Annotated in this window: 16 protein-coding genes; 7 read left to right on the top strand and 9 right to left on the bottom strand. The window is 34.9% G+C overall.

Going from position 1 to position 18,749, the window contains the following annotated elements; genetic code table 11:
• Positions 1-125: 125 nt before the first annotated feature.
• Positions 126-3,014: an aminomethyl-transferring glycine dehydrogenase gene (gene gcvP / locus ACT3CE_RS10320; RefSeq protein WP_444709700.1), complete on the top strand. Its 2,889-nt coding sequence runs from the start codon at positions 126-128 to the stop codon at positions 3,012-3,014.
• A 417-nt stretch (positions 3,015-3,431) separates the two neighbouring features.
• Here the strand turns inward: gcvP and ACT3CE_RS10325 are convergent, their stop codons facing one another.
• The 7 genes from ACT3CE_RS10325 to ACT3CE_RS10355 all read right to left on the bottom strand — a co-directional run bounded on the left by ACT3CE_RS10325 (position 3,432) and on the right by ACT3CE_RS10355 (position 9,360).
• On the bottom strand, positions 3,432-4,403 hold the full coding sequence (locus ACT3CE_RS10325) for a D-alanine--D-alanine ligase (RefSeq protein WP_444709701.1): 972 nt from the start codon (positions 4,401-4,403) through the stop codon (positions 3,432-3,434).
• Between the two features lie 17 nt (positions 4,404-4,420).
• Positions 4,421-5,479: an RluA family pseudouridine synthase gene (locus ACT3CE_RS10330; protein WP_444709702.1), complete on the bottom strand. Its 1,059-nt coding sequence runs from the start codon at positions 5,477-5,479 to the stop codon at positions 4,421-4,423.
• A 16-nt stretch (positions 5,480-5,495) separates the two neighbouring features.
• On the bottom strand, positions 5,496-6,323 hold the full coding sequence (locus tag ACT3CE_RS10335) for a PASTA domain-containing protein (RefSeq protein WP_444709703.1): 828 nt from the start codon (positions 6,321-6,323) through the stop codon (positions 5,496-5,498).
• A gap of 348 nt (positions 6,324-6,671) precedes the next feature.
• Positions 6,672-6,830, bottom strand: a complete 159-nt coding sequence (gene rpmH, locus ACT3CE_RS10340; protein ID WP_110363239.1) for a 50S ribosomal protein L34 — start codon at positions 6,828-6,830, stop codon at positions 6,672-6,674.
• A 103-nt stretch (positions 6,831-6,933) separates the two neighbouring features.
• On the bottom strand, positions 6,934-7,554 hold the full coding sequence (rsmG, locus tag ACT3CE_RS10345; RefSeq protein ID WP_444709704.1) for a 16S rRNA (guanine(527)-N(7))-methyltransferase RsmG: 621 nt from the start codon (positions 7,552-7,554) through the stop codon (positions 6,934-6,936).
• 73 nt (positions 7,555-7,627) lie between these two features.
• Positions 7,628-8,245 carry an RNA polymerase sigma factor gene (locus ACT3CE_RS10350; protein WP_444709705.1) on the bottom strand — a complete coding sequence of 206 codons (618 nt, stop codon included), beginning with the start codon at positions 8,243-8,245 and terminating at the stop codon, positions 7,628-7,630.
• A complete protein-coding gene (locus ACT3CE_RS10355) occupies positions 8,245-9,360 on the bottom strand; it encodes a glycosyltransferase (RefSeq protein ID WP_444709706.1) in 1,116 nt (371 codons plus the stop codon). Before ACT3CE_RS10355 ends, ACT3CE_RS10350 begins: the two co-directional genes overlap by 1 nt.
• Before the next feature lie 213 nt (positions 9,361-9,573).
• Here ACT3CE_RS10355 and tgt point away from each other — a divergent pair, with 213 nt between their 5' ends.
• The 4 genes from tgt (at position 9,574) to ACT3CE_RS10375 (ending at position 14,071) form a co-directional block, all read left to right on the top strand.
• Positions 9,574-10,704 (top strand): tRNA guanosine(34) transglycosylase Tgt, encoded by a 1,131-nt coding sequence (tgt, locus tag ACT3CE_RS10360; protein ID WP_444709707.1) that lies wholly within the window; start codon positions 9,574-9,576, stop codon positions 10,702-10,704.
• Positions 10,705-10,927: 223 nt separating this feature from the next.
• Positions 10,928-12,004: an LptF/LptG family permease gene (locus tag ACT3CE_RS10365; RefSeq protein WP_444709708.1), complete on the top strand. Its 1,077-nt coding sequence runs from the start codon at positions 10,928-10,930 to the stop codon at positions 12,002-12,004.
• Between the two features lie 201 nt (positions 12,005-12,205).
• Positions 12,206-13,750: an acyl-CoA carboxylase subunit beta gene (locus ACT3CE_RS10370; RefSeq protein WP_320117193.1), complete on the top strand. Its 1,545-nt coding sequence runs from the start codon at positions 12,206-12,208 to the stop codon at positions 13,748-13,750.
• Positions 13,751-13,762: 12 nt separating this feature from the next.
• Positions 13,763-14,071 (top strand): biotin/lipoyl-containing protein, encoded by a 309-nt coding sequence (locus ACT3CE_RS10375; protein ID WP_444709709.1) that lies wholly within the window; start codon positions 13,763-13,765, stop codon positions 14,069-14,071.
• Positions 14,072-14,139: 68 nt separating this feature from the next.
• Here ACT3CE_RS10375 and ispE read toward each other — a convergent pair whose 3' ends face one another.
• Positions 14,140-14,952: a 4-(cytidine 5'-diphospho)-2-C-methyl-D-erythritol kinase gene (ispE, locus tag ACT3CE_RS10380; RefSeq protein ID WP_444709710.1), complete on the bottom strand. Its 813-nt coding sequence runs from the start codon at positions 14,950-14,952 to the stop codon at positions 14,140-14,142.
• A 180-nt stretch (positions 14,953-15,132) separates the two neighbouring features.
• Here ispE and dnaB point away from each other — a divergent pair, with 180 nt between their 5' ends.
• Positions 15,133-16,665 carry a replicative DNA helicase gene (gene dnaB / locus ACT3CE_RS10385; protein WP_444709711.1) on the top strand — a complete coding sequence of 511 codons (1,533 nt, stop codon included), beginning with the start codon at positions 15,133-15,135 and terminating at the stop codon, positions 16,663-16,665.
• A gap of 57 nt (positions 16,666-16,722) precedes the next feature.
• Positions 16,723-17,988: a hypothetical protein gene (locus ACT3CE_RS10390; protein WP_444709712.1), complete on the top strand. Its 1,266-nt coding sequence runs from the start codon at positions 16,723-16,725 to the stop codon at positions 17,986-17,988.
• 166 nt (positions 17,989-18,154) lie between these two features.
• Here ACT3CE_RS10390 and ACT3CE_RS10395 read toward each other — a convergent pair whose 3' ends face one another.
• Entirely contained in the window at positions 18,155-18,535 is a 381-nt protein-coding gene (locus tag ACT3CE_RS10395; protein ID WP_444709713.1) for a GxxExxY protein, read from the bottom strand.
• Positions 18,536-18,749: the final 214 nt, after the last annotated feature.

Genomic DNA, 18,749 nt, shown 5'->3' on the forward strand with positions numbered 1-18,749 from the left:
TTTACGTTTTGATAATGTTGAAAAACAGCATTCGAAATCGTTCGTTTTGATATCAAAATCTTAAATCTTTTGCTAATTTTACATTCATAAATATATTTTAAACAACACCTAATTTAAACAACAATATGGCAAGCGAAAAGTTTGTTTCCCGTCACATTGGTCCTCGCAACGGCGATATTAAGACCATGTTGGAAACTGTTGGCGCATCATCCTTAGATGCTTTGATTGAAGAAACTATCCCTACGGATATTAGATTGGAAAAAGCTTTAGAATTACCTGAAGCGCTGTCAGAATACGAATATTTCTCCAAAATTAAAGGAATTGCTGCGAAGAATAAATTATTTCGCACATTTATAGGACAGGGATATTATGATACAATTACTCCTGCTGTTATTCAAAGGAATGTATTGGAAAATCCAGGATGGTATACTCCTTATACTCCTTATCAGGCGGAAGTTTCGCAAGGAAGGCTCGAAGCTTTGTTAAATTTTCAGACTATGGTTTTGGATTTAACAAAAATGGAACTGGCCAACTGTTCTCTTTTAGATGAAGCCACAGCTGTAGGCGAAACAATGTTTATGATGCAGGGACTTCGTTCCCGCGCTAAGAAAAAGGCGGGTGCTAATCAGCTTTTTGTGGATGAGAAAATATTTGCTCAAACTCTCGATGTACTTACAACTCGTTCATCTCCGCTGGGAATTGAACTGATTGTTGGCGATTACAAAACTTTTGAATTTACAGATAAAGTATTTGGAGCAATTATTCAATATCCGGCAGCTAATGGTAGCATAGAAGATTATAGTGATTTTGTTGAGCGAGCGCATAATAGCGAAGCTTTAGTATCGGTTGCAGCCGATTTAATGAGCTTGGTACTATTAACTCCTCCTGGCGAATGGGGGGCTGATATTGTAGTAGGTACTACTCAGCGTTTTGGTATTCCTATGGGGTATGGCGGACCTCATGCAGCATTTTTAGCTTGTCGCGAAGCATACAAGCGTAATATTCCCGGACGTATTATTGGTGTAACCAAAGATGCTCAGGGAAATAATGCCGTTCGTTTGGCTTTACAAACCCGAGAGCAGCATATTAAGCGTGAACGAGCTACCTCAAATATATGTACAGCTCAGGCTTTACTGGCTACTATGGCTGGTTTTTATGGAGTTTATCACGGAGCCGAAGGCTTACGAAGAATCGCCAAACATATTCATGCAGGTGCAGGTGAGTTGTCCGAAGGCTTAAAGGCATTAGGTTATCAACAAACTGTTGATAACTATTTCGATACTTTAGAAATTATGATTCCCTCGGGAGTTTCTATGGAAGAAATTAGAAAAACAGCTTTAGAGGCTGAGTTTAATTTCCGATATATAAATGAAAATACAATTGGTTTTTCTGCTGATGAGAAAATCAGTAAAGAAGAGATCAATAGCATTTTAACTATTTTTGCAAAAGCTGCTGGAAAAGAAGTGGAAGTAAAAGAACTTGAAGAAAAAATTTACTTCGATGATAAGTTTTCCAGAACCAGTGATTTTTTAACTCTTGATGTTTTTAATCGTTATCGATCGGAAACAGCAATGATGCGTTACATTAAAAATCTGGAAAGAAAAGATATAGGTCTACAGACTTCTATGATTTCTTTAGGATCGTGTACAATGAAATTGAATGCCGCAGTTGAAATGTTGCCAATTAGCTGGCCCGAGTTTGGTGGTATTCACCCATTCGTGCCAAAAGATCAGGTGAATGGCTATACCGAATTAATTACAGACTTAGAGCAGTGGCTTGCTGTTATAACTGGTTTTGCCGGATGTACTTTACAGCCGAATTCGGGAGCTGCAGGTGAATATACTGGTTTAATGGTAATTCGTCAGCATCATATTTCGAGAGGTGATGATCACAGAAATATTGTGTTAATTCCTTCTTCTGCACACGGAACAAATCCTGCATCGGTTACTATGGCAGGAATGAAACCTGTAATTGTAAATTGCGATGAAAACGGTAATGTGCAGTTCGATGATTTAAAAGCAAAAGCCGAAAAACATAAGGATAATTTATGTGCTTACATGATTACCTATCCTTCCACGCATGGTGTTTTTGAGTCGGGAATTAAAGAGATGATGAATCTGATTCATGAAAATGGAGGACAGGTTTATATGGATGGTGCGAATATGAATGCACAGGTTGGATTAACTAATCCTGGAGCTATCGGCGCTGACGTTTGTCACTTAAATCTTCACAAAACATTTGCAATACCTCACGGTGGAGGTGGTCCTGGTGTTGGCCCAATTTGCGTTGCTAAACATCTGGTTCAATTTTTACCTTCTCATAAATATGTGAAAACTGGTGGCGAAAATGGAATCACTGCAGTTTCTGCTGCTCCTTTTGGATCGGCCAGTGTGTTGCCTGTTACCTATGGTTATATTGCAATGTTGGGTGCCGATGGACTAGAAGAAGTTACAAAAATGGCAATTTTAAATGCTAACTACTTAGCTTCTTCATTCGAAAAAATGAATTTCAAGATTCTTTATAAAGGTGCTAAAGGACGAGTAGGACACGAAATGATTTTTGATTGTCGTGAATTTAATAAATCTGTCGGTATTACCGATTCTGATATTGCTAAGCGATTGATGGATTATGGATTTCATGCGCCAACTTTATCGTTCCCCGTTCATGGAACCTTAATGGTTGAGCCTACTGAAAGTGAGCCTTTGGAAGAGTTAGATCGTTTTATTGAGGCATTGGCTAAGATCAATGAAGAAATGAAAGAAATTGAAGATGGTGTTGCAGATACTGTTGATAATGTACTAAAAAATGCTCCTCACACGCAATTTGTTATGACTGATGATGAATGGAACCATACTTATAGTCGTAAAAAAGCTGCTTATCCATTAAAATGGGTTGCTGATAATAAGTTTTGGCCAACTGTTGGTCGCGTTGATGATGCATTTGGAGATCGTAACCTGATGTGTACTTGCGCACCTTTAGAGGTATACAGCGAAGAATATATTGATGTAGACTAATTGGTCTTACAAGATAAAATTAAGAATCCGGTGAGTATTTCTCATCGGATTTTTTTATTTAAGTAGACGGCTTATTGAAAATTATACTACGAAAAAAGGAGGCTGCCCCTGCCTCCTTTTTAATGTACTATTACTAACCCTAAAATTTAACTATGAAATAATGAATTGAAAAATAATCCATTAAAATCTAAATACTAATACGCGATAGTTTGAAAAAGGTTTGAAGTGTTTTTTCAAATTAGAGGCATTTTTTAGTTCAGATTTTTCATAAAAAAGGCAAATTTCCTTTTTTTATAAGTGATACAAGTAGATAAAAAAAAGATGAAAAAAACACATTTTTTTTCATCTTTTCATTTATTTGTAAACAATTACGATTCAATTGTTTAAGCTTATTTAAATAAACTAAAATTTTATATCTTAAAACTCATTATCTATAACCAAACTTAAGATATCTTTTAAATTACGGTTCATAGCAGCAACCTGTTTGGGAATAAAACTATTTGATGTCATACCTGGAATCGTGTTTGCTTCTAAAATATAAATTTCATTTCCCCTAATCATATAATCTACACGAACAATTCCTTTGCATTTTAAGGCATCATAAACTTCCGAAGATAGGTTTTGAATTTGTAGTGTTAGTTCTTTCGAAATGCGGGCAGGAGTAATTTCTTCTGCCATATCCGGATCGTATTTGGCTTCATAATCGAAGAATTCTTTTTTAGGCAGAACTTCGGTTACGGGGAAAATAAGGTTTTCCGATTTAGATTTTAACAATCCGCATGTAAACTCTAATCCATCAATAAATTCTTCGATGATAACTTCGTTTCCTTCTTTAAAGGCTTTAATTATTGCCGGCTTAAGCTCTTCTGTTTTTTTAACTTTCGATATCCCAAAGCTGGAACCATCGGCGTTGGGTTTTACAAAACAGGGCATTCCCAATTTTGCGATGATATCATTAATACAATACTCTTGATTTTTTTTTAGGAGAATCGATTTTGCAACTCTAAATCCTAAATTTTCTAAATAGGAGTTGCAGGCATGTTTGTTAAAACTAAGAGCACTACTTAAAACATCGCAGGTAGAATGAGGGATTTGCATTAGCTGCAGATATCCTTGTAGTATTCCATTTTCGCCAGGAGTACCATGAATAGCAATATAAGCAAAATCAAAATTTACTTTATTGTTGTCGTGGGTAAAGCTAAATGTATTTTTATCTACCGGGTAATAATTATTATCAAGTTTAACTTTCCAGTTTAAGCCTTGCAATTCAACTAAGTAGGGAATGTACTTTTCTCTATCTAAACTATTGTAGATGTGATTTGCCGTTTGAAGTGAAATTTCAAATTCTGCGGAATCGCCTCCTGCAATAACTGCGATTATCTTTTTCATTGATATTTATTATAATATTATTCTTCTCGTGCCGAAGTGTAATCTCTCCATTTTTGAATTACAGTGCTCATATCTTCTGGAATTTCGGAATCGAATGATACATATTCGTCGGTAACAGGATGTTTGAAACCCAATGTTTTGGCATGAAGTGCTTGTCGCGGACAAATTTTAAAACAATTTTGAACAAATTGCTTGTATTTGGTGAATGTAGTTCCTTTTAAAATTCGATCTCCACCATAAGTTGAATCGTTAAAAAGAGGATGTCCAATGTGTTTAAAATGTGCTCTAATTTGATGTGTTCTTCCGGTTTCGAGAACGCACTCAACCAAATTAACATATCCTAAACGTTCCAGCACTCTGTAATGAGTTACAGCATGTTTTCCAAACTCTCCATCAGGAAAAACATCCATCAGCTTGCGGTTTTTTAGGTTTCGACCAATGTGTCCGGTAATTGTTCCTTCGTCGTTTTCCAGATTACCCCATACCAAAGCACGGTATTTTCGATCACTTGTTTTGTTAAAAAATTGTAGTGCTAACTTAGTTTTTGCTTCTTCAGATTTTGCAACAACTAAAATTCCAGATGTATCCTTATCTATTCGGTGTACTAATCCCGGACGAGGATCTTCAGAGTTGAATAAAGGTAAATCTTTTAAATGATATGCTAAAGCGTTAACCATAGTTCCAGAGTAGTGTCCGTATGAAGGGTGCACAACCATTCCCGGATTTTTATTGACAATTAAAAAGGCATCATCTTCATATACAATATTTAAAGGAATATCTTCAGCAATAATTTCAATTTCGCGTGGTGGATGACTTAATACAATTGTGATGGTATCGTTAGGCTTTACCTTATAATTTCTTTTTACCGGAGTATCATTAACCAAAATACAACCACAATTAGCCGCATCCTGTATTTTATTACGGGATGCATTTTGCATTCTGTCAACCAAAAATTTGTCTATACGAAGTGGTTTTTGGCCCGGATCCACTTCAAATCGAAAATGTTCAAACAACTCCTGATTGTTATCCAGTTCCTCTTCTGTGTTGAAATTTTCTTTTGGTTCCTGTTCTGTCATTATTTTAGGTGTATTTTTAGTATAGCAAATTACTTAGTCTTTTCTGCAAAATTGAATCGGCTCGCCTAAGCTTAAGAGTATCTTTTGTCAGCCAAATATCAATATTGCTTCCAGGTTTTATTTTACGGTCTTCGTGGTAAACCGGATATTGTTTAAAAACTCTAGCTTGTAAGGAATCGATATGGTTTGTTACTGATTCATCGAAACGACTTGTTCCTAAATTTAGGTTCGAAAGTATAGTTTTTTCTTTTGCCTGAGAATGATTTTTTCCCATTAGGTTGGGAGCCAAAATTCCATATATTTTTCCTCTTCCCAATACCAAATCAATTGTAGCTCCTTTGTTAACCATACTTCCTGTTCCAATGGAATCTCCTTTATGTTTTGGGTATAGAACTAAATTAAAAAACTGATTTTCTTCATATTCTAATCGTCCTATTTTAAAACCATTTGTGATTAATAATTCATAAGCTTGTCGAAACGAATTATCGATAAGATTTGGGAAACGAACTTGCTCTGGTTTTTGAGCATTGATTGTTAAAAACAAATTTCTATTTCTTTTAACAATAGCGCCAGCTAATGGTCTTTGGTCTAAAACTGTACCTGGGGCATATTTGGGCTTGTAAATAGAGTCGTAAACAGAATATCTTAAATTCGTTGACTCAATTTTTTGGGTAGCATCTTCGAGGCTATAGCCATAAAGATCGGGAACACTTAACTGTTCACCATGATGAGTGTACCACTTTAATCCTGAAAGGGTAATCCAAATTAATGCAATGGTGATAAGCAAGGCAATTCCTATTTGATAGAGGAATAGTTTGCTTTTAAAGAAGTTTCCTGATTTCATTTGTAGTATTTTCTTTTGGTTGGCAGATTATGAATTGATAATCTGCTAATAGCTTATTTTAAATTTTTTGCAAAGGCAGTATGCAAACATACTGTTTTAGCATGCTACAAAAATAGCAGAGATTTTTAGATTTAAGAAATTGGTAATCAAAATTGATGTTACTTCATAAAAAAGCTTTTAAATAAAGGTGCCTATTAAGCTAAACTGCTGTAAGTGTGATTATATTTCATTTATAAGCAAAAAAAAAGAGTTCCTTTGGAACTCCATTATTCTTTACAAACCAGAATAAATACAAAAAAGTAAAGAATATCTATTCTTTACTTTCTGTATATCGGCAACTTAATAAAATTAAGCTTTGTGTCTTCGTTCGCTAGAAACAGAAACTTTCTTTCTGCCTTTAGCTCTTCTACGAGATAGTACGGCTCTTCCGCTTACAGAAGACATTCTTTCTCTGAAACCGTGTTTATTTCTTCTCTTTCTATTTGATGGTTGAAATGTTCTTTTCATCGCGAAAAATTTTTATCTAAAAAAGTTATTATATCCGTTGATTTTGGACTGCAAAAATAAGGTTTTTTTTAATCTAACAAAAGGATGAGGTAAAAAAAAATCATTAAAGCTCAAGATGTACAACTTTTTTAGTTTCGAAGAACTCCTCCGAGAAGAAATCTGTACATTCGAAAAGCATAATCTTATCGCTGTATCCAGCGATTTCTTCCTTAAAATCTCCACCCTTAATATAGAGGATTCCGTTGGCCAAACTATTTTTATCTTTTTGCTTACTGTTTTTGCGAACCATATTCACAAATTTTGGAAATGCAGTAACAGCTCGGCTAATAATAAAGTCAAATTTATCTTTTACTTGCTGAACTCTAGTGTGTTCTGCTTTTATATTTTTTAATCCCAGCGCAGAGGCTACTTCATTCACCACTTTTATTTTTTTTCCAATAGAATCCACTAAATAAAATTCACATTCGGGAAATAAAATAGCAAGAGGTATTCCGGGGAATCCACCTCCGCATCCAACATCCATTATTTTTGTACCGGGAGTAAACTGAATTACTTTAGCAATAGATAAGGAATGCAATACATGATGCAGATACAGAGAATCAATATCTTTACGCGAAATTACGTTGATTTGATTGTTCCAATAGGTGTATAGTGATTTTAGTTGAGAGAACTTGTCTTTTTGATCCTCAGTTAAATCCGTAAAATATTTTTCAATGATTTCCATGCCAATTGTTATTTAAGTCGGCAAAGATAAAACTAATTTAGATGTAATGATTTAAGACCAGCGCAAAAAGAAATTACTTTTTCTTCTTTTTTTCTATTTTTACTTCAGAATCTTTTAAGTTATTAAAGAGTAATTCACGGGCTCTAAATAGTTGTGCTTTTACTGTACCAATAGGCAGCTTTAGTTCCTGAGCAATTTCTTCGTACGAAAATTCTTCAAAGTAGCGAAGTTCTATAAGTCTGCGATATCTTTCTTTTAATCGGCCTACTTCGTTACGCATTATTTTTGCTTTCTGCTTTTTTATAAAATCTTGCTCCGGATTTAATCCGCTCGATTCTAAAGTAATGCTTCTTTCATTTTCTTTGTCATCTTTACCATCAATAGAAACGGTTTTTCCTTTCTTTTTTCGTAAAAAGTCAATACAGTTGTTCGATGCAATTTTAAATAACCAGGTACTAAATGCGTATTTTGGAGAATATTGCTTTATGTTTTTAAATGCTTTTCCAAATGCCTCAAAAGTTAAATCTTCAGCATCATTTTTGTTGTTTACCATTTTTAACAACATGAAAAATATGGCATCCTTATATCTTTTAAAAAGTTCTTCATAAGCTTTCTGATCCCCATTAACAGAGGCGAGAACAAGCCTGTAGTCGTATTGAGCTTTTTCTGAGAGATTTGGATTTATTTCCATTATAGATGTTTACTGAATATTAGGTTTTGGATATAAAATAGCAATTTTAAAAATGGTCTTAATAAACCATATATATACGAAGATAAAAATAAATTTTCTTCCTTCAAATCTCTTGTGATTATTTTAAAATAGTAGCTATAAATTATTAAACCAATAAAACATATCAAGATGAAAAAGATATAGAGTTTGGTTGTTAAGAATCCTAAAAAAAGGAAAACTAAAAATAGTATTTTGCTTAAGTGATCGAGCTTGGTTAAAAGCTTGATTTTTACTGGAATATATTTTCTACATTTGAAATAGGAATGATTAATTTCTTTCCATTGTTCTTTACTCTTTTTTGAATCGAGAATAATTTTTGTGTCTGGGTGTAATGAAGTTTTTACTGCTGATTTTTTGCTAAGTTTACGTAAAATGAGATGATCGTAGCCCTCCTCGAAATGAGCAAAGCCAGCAAAACCTTTTACTGAAAAAAAGTCGCTTTTTCTATAGCTCATATTATTGCCATTTCCAGCATAATTTAGCCCTAACGACGAAAAAGCGGCTATTTTGATGTTTTGCATTAACAAATCGTACTTCATAAAATTGAAGCAAAAGCCTTTTTTATTTTCAAAATTCGAATAAGCCGAATAATTACCTGTATTTACAGAGTTTAGAAGCCAATTTTCATCTATTGGTTGGCAATTAGGGTTACTAAAGAATAATTGTTCGTGTTTGGCAGCTTTAATGCCAATGGTTAATGCCAGTTTTTTATTGTGGTTAAACTTATCGTCAGCCGGAATTTGTGTTTTGCGTAAATGTGGGAAATTATTTTGTAGACGTTTAATAACATCTTCAGTCTCGTCGGTGCTGCCATTATCAACAATAATAACTTCGAAATCAGGATAGTTTTGGTTTAAAAAGGCCGGTAGATTTTTTTCGAGAAGGTTGGCCTGATTTTTTGAGCTGATAATAAGGGAAACAGGAATAGGTTTTATCTTATTATTTTCTTTGAATAAACTTTTTCCTTTTCGAAAATAAAATATTTGAAAAGAAATATATGTAGTGAATGATAAACAAAATCCTATTATTACAAATAATTGGTTTGTATTTAATGATAAATTATAGAATGTATTCAAGATTGTATATTTTATGAATCCCAAAAATAAGAGATTCTTTACTATATAGGAAAGTAAAATCAAGAAATAATTAAGTTGATCTGAAAAATACAAAAATCAGTATTTTGCCATTTGTTTTATTTAGTACAGAACTAAGATTTATTAGTATCTTTGTTGCCGATTTTTTTTGTAAAATTGGTTTTTTCGATTTTACATTCCATTAAAACAGTCAATATGGATTTTAAATTACAAAATACAGATCCAAAATCTTCTGCAAGAACAGGGGAGATTACAACAGATCACGGTAAAATACAAACACCGATTTTTATGCCAGTGGGGACATTGGGATCCGTAAAAGGAGTGCATCAACGTGAGTTGAAAGAGGATATCAATGCAGAAATTATTTTAGGAAATACCTATCATCTGTATTTGCGCCCGGGATTAAATGTTCTGGAACAAGCAGGAGGTTTGCATAAATTTAATGGTTGGGATCGCCCAATATTGACTGATAGTGGAGGGTTTCAGGTTTTTTCTCTGGCCGACAATCGTAAGCTTACCGAGGAAGGTGCAATGTTTAGATCTCATATCGATGGATCGAAGCATTTTTTTACGCCCGAAAATGTAATGGATACCCAAAGAACCATTGGTGCTGATATTATTATGGCATTCGATGAGTGTCCTCCGGGAACATCAAGCTACGAATACTCTAAAAACTCACTGGAATTAACTCAGCGCTGGTTAGAACGATGTGTAAAACGTTTTGATGAGACAGAACCCAAATATGGTTATTCTCAAACACTGTTTCCTATTGTTCAAGGTTGTGTTTATAATGATTTACGAATTAAAGCAGCAGAGCATGCGGCATCATTAGATCGTGAAGGATACGCAATTGGAGGATTAGCAGTAGGCGAGCCAGTAGAAGATATGTATTCGATGATTGAAGTGGTAAATAATGTTCTTCCTGAAGATAAACCCAGATATTTGATGGGAGTAGGTACGCCTGTTAACATTTTGGAAGCTATTTCGCGTGGTGTTGATATGTTCGACTGTGTTATGCCAACCCGAAATGGACGAAACGGAATGATTTTTACCAGCGAAGGAATTATCAATATAAAAAATAAAAAGTGGCACGATGATTTTTCTCCGCTCGATGCGAATGGAACTTCTTTTGTAGATAAAGCATACTCAAAAGCCTATGTGCGCCATTTAATTCATTCGGGAGAATTGCTGGGTTCTCAAATATGTAGCATTCATAATTTGGCATTTTATCTTTGGTTGGTGAGAGAAGCTCGCGAGCATATCAATGCAGGAACCTTTTCTGGTTGGAAAGATATTATGGTTAAAAAACTGGCTTTCCGTTTGTAAACTGTTTACTTGCAGCTTTAAATATGGATTTATTGTAAGTTTTTTTTAGAACCATGTCGAATAATGTTTAGTAAAAGCTTAGTGTTAGGAACTAAGCTTTTAAGTGTTAAAAAATCTTACAATAAATAAGAGTTAATTGATATTTGAAGAATATATTATACTTTTATTGCGGTGATTTTGGTTTCGATTATTTTCGAAATATACAGTAATTAAAAATCAGGTTTTGAAAAAATTAGATTTATATATTATCCGAAAGTTCTTAGGAACTTTCTTTTTTGCTATTGTGTTGATTATTAGTATTTCGGTTATTTTCGATTTCTCCGAACATATTGATGAATTTATAGACAAGGAAGCTCCTTTAAAAGCTGTTTTGCTCGATTATTACCTCAATTTCATTCCCTATTTTGCCAATTTATTTAGTGCGTTGTTCACCTTTATTGCCGTTATCTTTTTTACTTCAAAAATGGCATATAACACCGAAATTATTGCCATTTTAAGTAGTGGAATTAGTTTTAGGAGAATGATGTATCCTTATTTTCTCTCCGCATTAATTATTGGTATTTTTTCGTTTTTGCTAAGTAACTATATAATTCCTCCGGCAAATCAGAAACGACTCGATTTTACGGCTACTTATATCAAAAAACAATTTAGAAATAACGAGAGAAATATACATCGCCAAATTGAACCTGGCGTGTTTATTTATATGCAAAACTGGGAAACAACTAGTAAAACCGGTTATAAGTTTGCAATGGAGAAATTCGATGGCAAAAAATTAGTATCTAAATTAACATCGAAATATATTCGTTGGAATGATAAAGAAGGGAAATGGACCATTAATGGTTATTTTATCAGAAATATTAAAGGCGAAAAAGAGAGTTTTGAGAGTGGAAAAAAAATTGACACAACACTAAATTTTGGGCCAAAGGAATTTGGACGGAAAAAAAATATTGTTGAGGCAATGAATTATAACGAGCTGAATGATTATATCGATCAGCAAACCATGCGTGGAGACAGTAATATTAATGCATATAAAATAGAGAAGTACAAACGAATGGCAAATCCATTCTCGACCTTTATATTAACGCTTATTGGTGTTTCTTTGGCATCCCGAAAAATACGCGGAGGAATGGGATTACATTTGGGTATAGGACTTTTATTAAGTTTTTCATTTATCTTGTTTCTGCAGATTTCTGTTGTTTTTGCTACGAATGGAAGTATGAACCCCATGTTGGCTGTTTGGTTACCTAATATTGTGTTTACAGTGGTAGCACTGTATTTGTATCGAATTGCGCCTAAATAGAATCATTTTAAATAATTTTCAGCTTTTTGTGTTGATTATCAAGATAAAGGGCTTATTTTATATAGTTTCAGCTTTAGTAATCTAAGGGAAAAGAATTTTTTTTCTAATCTAAAAATTACTAACGTTGTAGCTTGGAATTTCATGAGTTATTGAAATTCAACATATATAGAAATATATATTTTTTAACTAAATGTACAGATTATGTCATTGAAACGAAACATTCTTGATCTTAGAAAGAGAAAAGAAAAAGTGCTTCAAGGTGGCGGAGAAAAAGCTATCCAGAAGCAAGTTGCGATGGGAAAGTTGACTGCTAGAGAAAGGGTAACATCAATTTTAGATGAAGATTCTTTTCATGAGTACGATATGTTCGTAGAGCATGAAGCTCGCGACTTTGGTATGGAAAAGAAACAACTTCATGGTGATGGTGTTATCATTGGAACCGGAACAATTTACGGTGAGCCTGTGTGTATTTTTGCGCAGGATTTTACAGTAGCTGGAGGTTCTCTTGGTCTTATGCATGCACGAAAAATTACAAAAATCATGGATCATGCATTAAAAATGCGTGTACCTTTGATTGGTATTAATGATTCGGGTGGAGCTCGTATTCAGGAAGGTGTTAATTCACTTGCAGGATACGGTGAAATCTTTTTCCGAAACACTCTGGCATCAGGTGTAATTCCTCAATTGTCAGTTATTCTTGGTCCTTGTGCTGGTGGAGCTGTTTATTCTCCCGCGCTTACCGACTTTGTGTTTGTGGTAGAGAACATTTCTAAAATGTTCATTACCGGTCCTGAGGTAATAAAAACCGTTTTAGGTGAAGAAATTAGTATGGAAGAACTGGGTGGAGCTAAAGTTCATAGCGAAATTACAGGTAATGCTCATTTCTACGCTTTAAGCGAGTACGAATGCTTCGAACAAATTAAGAAGCTACTAACCTTCATACCATGGCACAACGCGAAAAAAGCTAAAGCATTCCCGCCTAAGCCTCCGAAGCCAGAATACAAAATTGAAGAAATTGTACCTTCAGATCCAACGCAACCTTACGATATTCGTAATGTAATTAAAGCAATTGCCGATGATTCCGATTTCTTTGAAATCATGGAAAATTTTGCGAAAAACATTGTTATCGGATTTGGTAGAATGAATGGTGAGACTGTTGGTTTTGTTGCAAATCAGCCAATGGTGTTAGCAGGTGTATTAGATTGTGATTCATCTGATAAAGCTGCTCGTTTTATTCGTTATTGTGATTCGTTTAATATTCCAATTGTGACCCTTGAGGATATGCCAGGTTATTTACCAGGTGTAGATCAGGAGCACATGGGTGTTATTCGTCACGGAGCTAAAATCCTTTATGCTTACAGTGAGGCAACAGTGCCAAAAATTACGGTTATTATCCGTAAAGCGTATGGTGGAGGTTATATTGCTATGAACTCTCGCCACATGAAGGCAGATTTCATGTTTGCATGGCCAAATGCCGAAATTGCTGTAATGGGACCTGATGGTGCTGCTAACATTATCTTTAGAAAAGAGATTATGGCGGCAGAAGATCCTGAAGCAATGCGTAAAGAAAAAGTTGCAGAATATAGAGAGAAGTTCGCTAATCCTTATGTTGCTGCAGCCAAAGGTTATATCGATACTGTTATTGAGCCTGAGGAAACACGTAATATGTTGTTACACTCTATTGAGGTTTCAAATCATAAAGTTGATAGAAGACCTGCTAAAAAACACGGAATTCCTCCATTCTAAAAATTATTCGCTATGAGCAATTTAAAAGAATTCAACGTTGATGGGACGATTTATAAAACAGAAGTAACCAAGAAATTTGAACAAAGAAAGTCCTGGGCTAAACCTAACCCTAAGCATCTTAATTCATTTATTCCTGGTACTATTGTTGAAATTTTCGTTAAGGAAGGACAAAAAGTAAAAGCAGGAGAGAGTTTAATGATTCTCGAAGCTATGAAAATGAAGAACCTTATCGAAATGCCTTTCGACGGTGTAATTAAAAAGATTCATGTTAAAGAAGGAGAAAAAGTTCCTAACAGATTATTGATGTTAGAAATTGAGTAATCTTTCCGAATGGAAAATAAAAAATGGGATTGTTGTAATGACAATCCCATTTCTTTTGCAGCTTATTTTTACAATTGACCTATCCAATTATAATGTTCTTTCCAGTTCTCCCTTATAACAGGTTTTTCTGTAAACAGACCGAATATTGTCGATCCACTTCCCGACATTGCCGCATAGACTGCTCCCTGATTGTACAATTCTTTTTTTAATTGTGACAGAAGAGGATAGTTTGGAAATATACTATCTTCAAAATCGTTAGTGATATTTTCTTTCCACTGATCAGGCGGAAGTTCTATTAAGCTTTGTAAATTAGCACTTGGCTTAGGTTTTATTCCGGCATAAGCCTCGGGAGTACTAATGTGAATTTCGGGTTTTATCATTGCAATAAAATATCCCGATAGGTTTACTTTGGTGGGAGAGAATATTTCACCTTTTCCCTGAGCAAAAACGGGTTTGTTAGAGATGAAAAAGGGGCAATCGCTACCCAACTTACAGGCCAAGTCTTCCATTTTGCCAGTGTTTAGGCCAATATTGTAAAAATCATTCAGCATTTTTATCATGAATGCCGCATCGGCAGATCCACCTCCTAATCCGGCACCAAAAGGAATATTTTTATGCAGATGAATACTTGTTGAAGGTAATTCGTATTCGTTTCTTAGTAGTTCAAAAGCCTTCACTACAATATTATCTTTATCGGCAATATTTATAGGTATGCCCGACGAACTAAATTCAAAAGGCCTGGTTTTTTCTGATTCTGCAATTTCTAAAGCATCACATAAAGGAATTGGATAAAAAATTGTCTCTATATTATGAAATCCATCCGAACGTTTTTCTATAACGTTCAATCCCAGGTTTATTTTGGCATTCGGAAAATTTAGCACTTTAGTAATATTTGAGTTTATAATTTTATTGCGTAAAAATAGAGCATTTGTCAAACTAAAAAAATCAAGGATAGCATTTTTATTTTCTATCTTTGTCCTTGCATTCTAAAATTTTTCAGATATTTTAAAATCTGTCTATTTTTTTTATTTGAATTTTGAAGGGTATAATATATAGAATTTATGGCAGGAGCAAATAATTATAAAAACCAATCGAAAAAAAGTGTAGATCTCGATTACGGAAAAGTACCACCACAAGCTGTAGAGCTGGAGGAGGCCGTGCTGGGTGCAATAATGTTGGAGAAAGATGCAATCATTTCGGTTGGAGACTTGCTTAATGCTGAGACCTTTTACAAAGATGCGCACCAGAAAATATACAAGGCAATTATGAATCTTTCTACTAAGGAAGAGCCTATTGATATTTTAACGGTAACCGAGGAATTAAAAAGAGAAGGTACGCTCGATGATGTGGGTGGTCCGTTTTACATTACTCAGCTAACCAACCGAGTTGCATCAGCAGCACATATCGAGTTTCATGCCCGAATTATTGCCCAAAAGTACATTCAAAGAGAATTAATTCGTGTTTCTTCCGAAATTCAAAATCAGGCTTTCGATGAAAGTGTTGATGTTGCCGATTTGCTCGATAAAGCGCAGCAGGATGTTTTCGATATTGCCGAAGGGAACATCAAAAAAGAATCTGCTCACATTCGACCTTTGGCCGATGAAGTAATTAATCAGATTGTAGAAGCAGGGAAGCGTCCCGATGGTTTAAGTGGAGTGCCTTCGGGGTTTATGGCCCTGGATAGAATTACTTCGGGATGGCAAAAATCCGATTTGGTGATTATTGCAGCTCGTCCGTCGATGGGAAAAACAGCTTTTGTTTTGTCCATGACACGAAATATGGCAGTTACCCATAAAGCTCCTGTTGCAATATTCTCGCTCGAGATGGGTGGCGATCAGCTGGTAAAACGTATGATCTCCAGTGAAACAGAGCTCGGATCTGAAAAACTGAGAAATGGACGATTAGAAGATTTTGAGTGGGAACAGTTACATGTAAAAATTAAGGATTTGGTGGAAGCACCAATTTATGTAGATGATACACCTGGTTTGTCGATTTACGAATTGCGCTCGAAATGTCGTAGGCTAAAAGCTAAATATGATATTGGTTGTGTAATTATTGACTACTTGCAGCTGATGACAGCAGGATCGGATATGCGTGGTAATCGTGAACAGGAAGTAAGTTTAATATCACGACAGTTAAAGATTATTGCCAAAGAATTAAATATACCAGTAATTGCACTTTCGCAGTTGAATCGTGGGGTAGAACAGCGTACGGGTGATGCAAAAAAACCAATGTTATCCGACCTTCGTGAGTCGGGAGCAATTGAGCAGGATGCCGATATGGTACTGTTTATTCACCGTCCGGAACGATATGGAATCACCGAAGACGCCGAAGGAAACTCATTAATTGGTATTGCCGATATTATTATTGCTAAACACCGTAATGGTGCGGTTGGTGAAATTCAATTACGATTCCGTAATCAGTTGGCTCGATTCATGGATTTGGAAGGCGAAAGTATGGATCCTTTTGGTGATGAAAGTCCCGAGGATGTGAAAACTTTTAGCTCGCGAATGAATCAGGAGCCTGGAGCTTTAGATGATGTAAATGCTGGTTTGGTTGGAGGTAGCGACTTCGACGATGCTGCTCCTTTTTAGTAAATTATAAACCATACAAGTGATGGCTTCATTGTAATCATTTTAAAATTTGCTTTTATGAGATTTCTGTCAAAGTTGGTAATGATTCTTTGTTTTCTTCTTTGTGCTTTTTCATCCTATTCTGCCAGTTTGTTAATACAAATGGATGATACGCAAAAAAATCATCTGAAAGCTTATGGAATTGCTTTTTGGACTCTCGAAAAAGAATATGAAATTCATTGGCTTTTAAATTATCGGGGTGGTTCTTTTCTTCTTCCTTTAAATAAGGATATACAAGACGAATGTAAGATACGAGGAGTTAGTTTTACCATTGTTTCTGATGCCGCAGTTGGTAAAATGATGAACGAAATTGCCGATGCTGAAGCAAATATGGATGCCATTAAGTTAGAGAAAGTTCCCTCAATAGCAGTTTATTCACCCAAAGGCAAAAAGCCCTGGGACGATGCTGTAACCCTTGCGCTTACCTATGCCGAAATTCCTTACGATATAGTTTACGATGAAGAGGTGATGACTGGAAAACTAAATTCTTATGATTGGTTGCACTTGCATCATGAGGATTTTACCGGACAGCATGGTAAGTTTTACGGTTCGTACCGAAATATGAAATGGTATAAAGATGAGGTACAGACAAATTTAGCGAAAGCCAGGCGATTTGGTTTTTCGAAAGCTTCCGATTTAAAAAAAGCAGTCTCTAATTTAATAAGAGAATTTGTAGAAAATGGTGGCTTTTTATTTGCCATGTGTTCTGCCACCGATACTTTTGATATTGCTTTAGCCGCTGAACATACCGATATATGCAACCAGGTGTTCGATGGTGATCCTGTTGATCCTAATGCACAGGAAAAATTAGATTATTCGCGAACTTTTGCTTTTACTGATTTTAGCATAGAAACCAATCCTTATGTTTACGAATACTCCGATATTGATGTTACTCTAACCCGAAAAGTAAGCAGGGATGAGGATTATTTTACATTGTTCGATTTTTCGGCCAAGTGGGATCCTGTGCCAACAATGTTGTGCCAAAATCATAAAAATATGATTAAGGGATTTATGGGACAAACCACTGCTTTTAATGAGAAATTAATAAAGCCAGGAGTGCTGATTATGGGAGAGAATAAGTCGGCAGGCGAAGCGCGATATATTCATGGAACTTATGGAAAGGGGACCTGGACATTTTATGGAGGCCACGATCCGGAAGATTATCAGCACTTGGTGGGTGATCCGCCTACCGATCTAGATTTAAAGAAAAATTCGGCCGGATATCGTTTGATATTGAATAATGTACTTTTCCCTGCGGCCAAAAAGAAGAAGAGAAAAACGTGATATTGTAATCTTATCCACAAATACACACGAATTTTATCCACAAATTCACTCAAATATTGATGAGGTTTATTTGTGCATCATTTGCGTCTCATTTGTGTTCCATTTGAGTCCATTTGTGGATCTCTTTGTTTTTTGTGGATAAATATTTTTTTCAATTTGCGGAGTTTTACCGAATAACTCTTTTATATTGAAGTCGAGTTGTTCCGAAATTAATCAGTAATCCAATTTTCTTATTTGTAGCTTTCAGATAATTTAAAACTTGTGCAATGTGTTCTGGGAGGATTGAATCGGCAGCTTTTAGTTCTACAATTACATCATCGAAACATAAGAAATCAGCAATGTATTTTTTGCTCAAAATATTACCTCGAAAAGCAATATCTAATATCTTCTCCTTTTCAAAAGGAATAAGTTTTTCGTCAAGCAGAATTGCAAGGGCTTCTTGATAAACAGCTTCTAAGAATCCACATCCCAATTCATTATGCACCTCCATGGCTGCTCCAATAATTTGGTAGCATTCTTCTTTAAAGGGAAAATCATTAGGTTTCATTTGTGTAGAATTAATTTTGTCCACAGATTAACACAAATATACACAAATCTTTATACACCTATTAAGTTAGTTTGGAGCATTTTATTTGCGATTATTTGTGCCTCATTCGCGTCCATTTGTGGATTCCTTTTTTTTGTGGATAAATATTTTCTCAATTTGCGGAAGTATTTTTATTTGCGATCATTTGTGCCTCATTTGCGTCCATTTGTGGATT

This window comes from Marinifilum sp. RC60d5 (assembly GCF_052400665.1).
Lineage (GTDB): Bacteria > Bacteroidota > Bacteroidia > Bacteroidales > Marinifilaceae > JBQTGK01.